Origin of the sequence: Halomonas elongata, from assembly GCF_029081005.1 — a bacterium.
GTDB classification, from domain to species: domain Bacteria; phylum Pseudomonadota; class Gammaproteobacteria; order Pseudomonadales; family Halomonadaceae; genus Halomonas; species Halomonas elongata_B.
Map to the genome: position 1 here is coordinate 1 of NZ_JAJQTQ010000051.1, position 5,738 is coordinate 5,738.

5 protein-coding genes and 2 pseudogenes are annotated in these 5,738 nt (G+C 56.1%); all 7 read right to left on the minus strand.

Annotation, left to right across the window (positions count from 1 at the left end; genetic code table 11):
- Positions 1 to 602 (minus strand): annotated as a pseudogene (locus LU493_RS19305) (hypothetical protein); the annotation flags it as partial.
- A 125-nt stretch (positions 603 to 727) separates the two neighbouring features.
- Entirely contained in the window at positions 728 to 970 is a 243-nt protein-coding gene (locus LU493_RS19310) for a hypothetical protein (protein ID WP_275289440.1), read from the minus strand.
- Between the two features lie 43 nt (positions 971 to 1,013).
- Complete coding sequence (locus LU493_RS19315) at positions 1,014 to 2,717, minus strand: hypothetical protein (RefSeq protein WP_275289441.1); 1,704 nt, start codon at positions 2,715 to 2,717, stop codon at positions 1,014 to 1,016.
- A gap of 169 nt (positions 2,718 to 2,886) precedes the next feature.
- On the minus strand, positions 2,887 to 3,288 hold the full coding sequence (locus LU493_RS19320) for a hypothetical protein (protein ID WP_275289442.1): 402 nt from the start codon (positions 3,286 to 3,288) through the stop codon (positions 2,887 to 2,889).
- Entirely contained in the window at positions 3,269 to 4,468 is a 1,200-nt protein-coding gene (locus LU493_RS19325) for a LysM peptidoglycan-binding domain-containing protein (RefSeq protein ID WP_428994587.1), read from the minus strand. Before LU493_RS19325 ends, LU493_RS19320 begins: the two co-directional genes overlap by 20 nt.
- A gap of 29 nt (positions 4,469 to 4,497) precedes the next feature.
- A complete protein-coding gene (locus LU493_RS19330; protein WP_275289444.1) occupies positions 4,498 to 5,346 on the minus strand; it encodes a DUF4123 domain-containing protein in 849 nt (282 codons plus the stop codon).
- Between the two features lie 26 nt (positions 5,347 to 5,372).
- Positions 5,373 to 5,738, minus strand: a pseudogene (locus tag LU493_RS19335) (type VI secretion system tip protein VgrG); the annotation flags it as partial.

Genomic DNA, 5,738 nt, shown 5'->3' on the forward strand with positions numbered 1-5,738 from the left:
CTGTAATCGTCGGCGCGTTCGGGCACCGCCTCGGGGCCTTCTTCCATATAGCGACGAATCAGCTCCCACTGCATCATCGCCATCTGCAGGCTGGTCACATTGGCGGAAATCCCCGCCCCTGCCAGGCTATACCCCGGTCGCTCCGGGTCCGGCGGCAGTATATGCAGCTCCCAACCGATACCCGCCGGGCCACCGACGGTCACCGCCATATTGCGCGTGGCCACCGCCACCACGTCCTCCCAGGGCACGAAGACGGTCTCCTTGCGCCAGCCAGCCAAACGGCGAACTCCGCGATACAGCGCCACATAACCGACGGCTAGCACGGGAGCGATAACCAGATGGGTGATCGCCATCCAGACAATACCCGTTGCCCCCAGCAATTCTTCTTCCCCTCCCAAGAGGCCAAGGCTAAACACAACGAAGCCTCCACTGATAGAAAACAGCGCAAACCAGAAGCCATACATCAGGTGAGCGCTGGGAGACGGCAAGAAGACCCTTCGCCCGGGGCGTTCCACCACGAAGGCCACCTCGCGACGCTGGCGATGGAAGCGTACCGGAGCGGTGCCACGCATCCAGAGATCGGGGATGACGATCAAGGCCATAAAAAACAGAAATGCTCCGTAGGCGCCCCCCCCCCCCCCCCACATTCCCCAGGCTTCCAACCAGCTTGAAGCACCTGTAACAGCACCGAAAGCGACAAAGAGGAACACCCCTACACAGGCAAGCATCATCCAGACTGCCGCCCCCCCCAGGCCAGCATGCCGTTGCGGCTGACGTTATGTAGCAGATCTAGCGTCGTCTCATCGCGGCGATAGATCAGTCGCCCCACATCCGCGCCGGCCCCCGCCGTGGGCCCCAAGGGAATCGGCCTCGGGCTTAGTGCATAAAGCTCATTGGCACCACGCGTCAGATGCTCGCCGGCGCGCAGCGCCATGACAGCGGCGTCCTGTTCCTTGGCTTCGGTGGTCATGATCCTTCCTGTATTCGTGGCAAGCGGTTCGATGCCTAAGCTATCAGGCCGTCCAGGGAGTCAGCGGCATGGCCTGCCAGGCGCTGGCCTCCCGTCCTTCCAGGGGCTCGATGGGCCTCCAATCTTCCCTGGGCGATACGGCATCCAGGCGGCTGAAGACTTCGAAGGCCGCAGTAGCGGTCGGCGAAGATGCCCCCTGAGAGGTGATACGCACCACCAGTACCAGGGTATGCCAGTCACCGACACGCTCGGGGTCCAGGGCATAATCCAACCGGCAGTTGCCCTCTTCCTGGGTAATGCCGGCGTGAGCCATCAGATCCTCGTGAAGCTCCTGCTGGCTGCCGCGCGTTACGCCCCAGAACCCCACCTGAAGGTTATCCGCATTAAGCACCTCAACTCCCGGCAGGTTGAGACGAAGGTTCAAGGAACTCGCCGGCGGTTCCGGCCCCACCGGCATGGCGCTGATACGCGGCGGCTGTTCGCCGCGGCGCCAAAGCACCGGCTTACCATGCACCTCGGCGAGATGCTGATGGTGCGCCTGAAGATCCCAGCCCTCCGGCTCGTCTCCCCAGACACTGTTCTGGCACCACTGCTGCAGCGGCGAGAGCGAGTAGTACTCGTAGAGCAACTCGCCGATCACCACCAGCACCACCCCGACGAATGCGACCCAATTTAGCGGCACAGCCAGGCGCAACAAGGACAGGCGCAGAGCGATCGCTGAAGTGCCTTTGAACTGCCCGATTAACCCCGCCGCAAAGATCGGCAGGGTTCCACCTGCCACCGTAATATCCCCCGCCAGGGCGATGCCGGCCGCCAGACGCTGACGACCAGAGGTAGCTCGCTCTCCTTTAAGCCATTGACGTCGAGCATCGAAAGCTGCTGCGAATAATGAGAAACCGGCTACTCCGATCATCGCGCGATTGGTCAACCGCGCCCAGTTGTCCAAATAATCCAGGCTACCGGCCGCCTGCTGAACCACCGTCTGGAATGACTTGCCCTCATAGAGGCGTCGATAACGGGTATCGTGAAGGATCTCCAATACACTGGCCGTGGCAGCAACCGTGCCAGAAGCACCTGACAGCACACTTAGGGTCGCCTCGCCATAGCGCTCACCTGTTCGTCGGGCCTCCCACCACTGCTGAATGGCCCCGCCAAACAAGTAACCATTTAAAAGCAGCATAAAACCGCTAAGCCCCACCGACCCGGCACGACTCAGGGAAAGGTCTCCCTGCTCATTGCGAAGCAGGGCATCCCAGGCCTTCTGATCCTCCAGTGCCTGCCGGACCAGACGCCGCTCCTTCAGCGCCGCATGGGAAGCCTGTTCGCTGAGCCCCGACACCTTCAGGGCATGCTGCCCCTGCTCATCCAGTGGGTAGCTAGCCTCGGCCAGCTCATCGAGCACGTCGGCTAACGCCTGACGCTGCTGACGAACCGCCGCTCGCGCCTCGCGAATACGTGCATCGTAGGTACGTTTGGGAAGCTGCTGGCGCTGGCGCTTCAGTGTCCGCTCGGTGCGACTCGCGTTTTCCACCTCATCCGCCAAGCGTTCGGCTCGCTGTATCAGGCCGCTGAGACGGTCGAGAACGGCCTGTTCGGGGATTTTCCAGCCCAACTGGTAGGCGGAGAGGCGCGTATACAGCTGATGACGTATCCCGTTGGAGGTGCGATCGAACAAGGCGGTGAAGCGTTCTTCTAAGTTCAGCGATTCGGTCTCGTCCAGCACGCTCGCGAGCAGGGCACGCCCCATCTCTCTTTCCTTGGCCGTCAATTCTTCCACGACAACGGCCCGAGCGTCTTCGCCCAGTCCATCGAGGTTCTGCAGGCGTAGCCGGTGCTCTTGGTTGATACGAGCGTTCTACTGCCATGCATGTCCGGTGCACCCTTCGCCAATATCAGACTGGACTGGGCATTCTCACTCAGGAAAAAAAAGGTTTTAACTTAAGGAACGTTCCTCCCAACAATATAAAAAGCGACGCGGGAATATTCGTATACATAGGAAAAGCAACCATGAATTTTATTTTCCTGGGAATCTCATTTATTTTAATACTCTTGCGAGCATGCGGAAACTTTTTCCGAACAAACCATGAATCGGGAAACAATAGAAAAATGCCATAAGCCATTCCTCGACCCATTCCCCAAGGCCATACCCCCTTATACCCTCTATTTGGGAAATCAGGACTATCAAAATAGCCATCTATTTCCTCCATAAACAGGAGCAAAAAAACTCCCCAAACAAAAAGTGAAACAAGCGCAATAACTAACGCCACAGCTGAAATAGAAAAAAACAAAAACTCAGCATCAATCATTTCGATTCCCATATACAAGCTCCCCTCCCCAGTCGCCTACACCTTTCCCTATATCGCCACCTACCTCCCCCCCCACGTAGCCACCAGCACCTACCAGTACAACACCACAGGCAAGCGTCGCTAGCCCCCCCGTCGGCACCCCTAGCGCTAAACAAACTCCGCCGGCTACAGCACCAGCTGCGGTACCTCCAGCTGCCCCTCCTGCTACTCCCCCTCCAAATCCTGCCCATTCTCTCACTCTGGCAATCTGGCATTCTTCCTCGCGCCCTGAAGCACAGGCTTCGCGTATACTCGCGTGGGTGGAAACGGCACTTAATCCAAGACCTACGTACCCAGCTCTCCCAAGCCACTTGCTCGCGTTGGCAATATTTCCATAATTATCCGCATAGCCTGGTATGCCTGAGGCGCTCGATCCTGCTTGACGCCAGTGATGGACTGTGCTTTTTGTAGAGAGCCCTAATGCATGGCGAAGATCTGGATGCTCTGGAATCCCCAAACCCATGCGCGTCACCCGGTCGAGCATGGCATCCAACTCTTCAAAAAGCACTCGGCGCCTGGCGTAGAACTCTTCTCCTCCAACCTTCCCTGTCCGCTCATAGACGCGTTGATATAGGGCCTCTATCTCTCTTAATTTTGATTCGACTAGCTGGGCATGCTGATTCATACCTGATGCTGTATTACCGATGGCTGCCCCAGCACCACCTGTAGCGGCCCCTAAGAGATCATAATAATCAACAGTTCTTTGTGCTTCTTCGTAAGTCAATTCAGCATTTTGTTCATTCACCTCTTGAGCAATCTGCATCAGAAGATTCTCTTCCTTCGTGCACTGCATGCTCCGAGGATCGCTAAGTACGATAACCTGGCCAGGGCTGACACCATCCTCCAGCCATGGATTCAGCCGCTCCAGCATCGCATCAGTCTCACCACTAGCGGAATTCCCAAACAGGTGATCTTTTAGCTCTGCAATTGTCTGAGGGCTTTTGACAATGTGAAACCCGGGCTCAGCCTCTTCGGAATCGACACATGGGCTAGCATCCACGACTTCGTCTGGGCAACGGTCATCTCGTATCTCACTATTTTCAGGGAGGTTCAGAGAATCCCCTTCTCGAAGGTTGTTCGGATTATCGACAGCCGGATTTAATTCCATGATAGAGGAGAGCGACACCCCCTTTTCTCGAGCAATGCTTGTCAAGGTGTCTCCTGGAAGTACAGTATACTCCATTACTCTTCCTCCTTGTCTTCTATTCCGAAAAGGGCCATCTCTACTTTATCAAGACGCTTCATCGGCAGGTACTGGGAATTTTTTATCACTGCCATACATTCCGAAGAACTTATGGCTTCAGGATGTTTCAAGAAAAGAAGTATAAACCTCTCCAATTCCGAAGACCTCTTGAACCCAGCCGCTTTGGCAGCATCAAATAGGTTTGACACATCACTTTTCAATTTTTCTTTCGAGGAAACCCCTCCCAACTTCCCATAAGCTTTTTCAGCAACCCTCTGAACAAAGACATCCCTCCTCTTCTCTTTCCATACATCGACATATTCATCCGACAGATGAAACCACCCCTCATCTTTTTTAAGGACAGGGTGTTCCGCAACATGTGGCCGATATAGCTTCCAGTCATTCTCCGCAAAGGAAGCCCACTGACTAATTGGCCCAGTGAAGTCCATCAGGTCTTCGTGTCCTAACACATCCATGATCGATGCGAGCCAGCCCGGAGAATAGAATCGCCAGTAGGCAAGCTGCCCAGAAGAAAGCCTAACACTGATCAGACTTTGCAAATGCCTTAGCACATCTAAAAACGAATAGCAACTGGTAAACATGACACCCATGTCACGCCAGTCTCCTTGACACACCCAGATTTTACTTTCGGCACTTGGCTCGTACAGACAAGGGCTTACCTCGAGAGAGGTCTCATGGCGCGTCCCGTAATACACAGGCACCACCTGAGGAGATGATTCATACTCGTATACTCTCTGCATGGCAGGGAAGAGTGCGCCATCAAACAAGACGAATAAAGATTCATCACCAGGTCGAGCGTGTTGCAACCTCTCAAGGATAGTTGACATATTCATTATCCAAGCCTCTATCCGATTTACTTACACGGACACGATGTCAGCGGGCAACTACCATCGGCTTGCTGGTGACACTGAGGGCTGAGCATTAGCCCCTCTACAGCCACTTGCTTCAAGCGCTTTGGCTGTCCAGGAAATACAGGAAGTGTCGCCTCATGCGTTTCCTCACCCGCCTCCCCCGGCAGGATCGGCGCCTGGGCGCTCTGCCCGGTGCCGCTGCCGGGGCTGCCGCCGGAGTTGATCTTCACGCTGGGGCCGTTGATGGTCACACCACTGGGGTCGAGCTTCACGAAGCTGCCGCCGGCCTTGAGGGTGATCTCGGCGCCGGCCTCGATCACCACTTTCATGCCGGCCTTGTGGTGCACCTCGCTGCCAACCTCGACGAG

What these genes read in the sequence shown, in the direction of transcription:
- LU493_RS19315 (WP_275289441.1), bottom strand. Translation starts at nt 2,717, where the DNA reads ATGGGGCGTGCCCTGCTCGCGAGCGTGCTGGACGAGACCGAATCGCTG.
- LU493_RS19330 (WP_275289444.1), bottom strand. Translation starts at nt 5,346, where the DNA reads ATGTCAACTATCCTTGAGAGGTTGCAACACGCTCGACCTGGTGATGAA.
- LU493_RS19320 (WP_275289442.1), bottom strand. Translation starts at nt 3,288, where the DNA reads ATGGGAATCGAAATGATTGATGCTGAGTTTTTGTTTTTTTCTATTTCA.
- LU493_RS19310 (WP_275289440.1), bottom strand. Translation starts at nt 970, where the DNA reads ATGACCACCGAAGCCAAGGAACAGGACGCCGCTGTCATGGCGCTGCGC.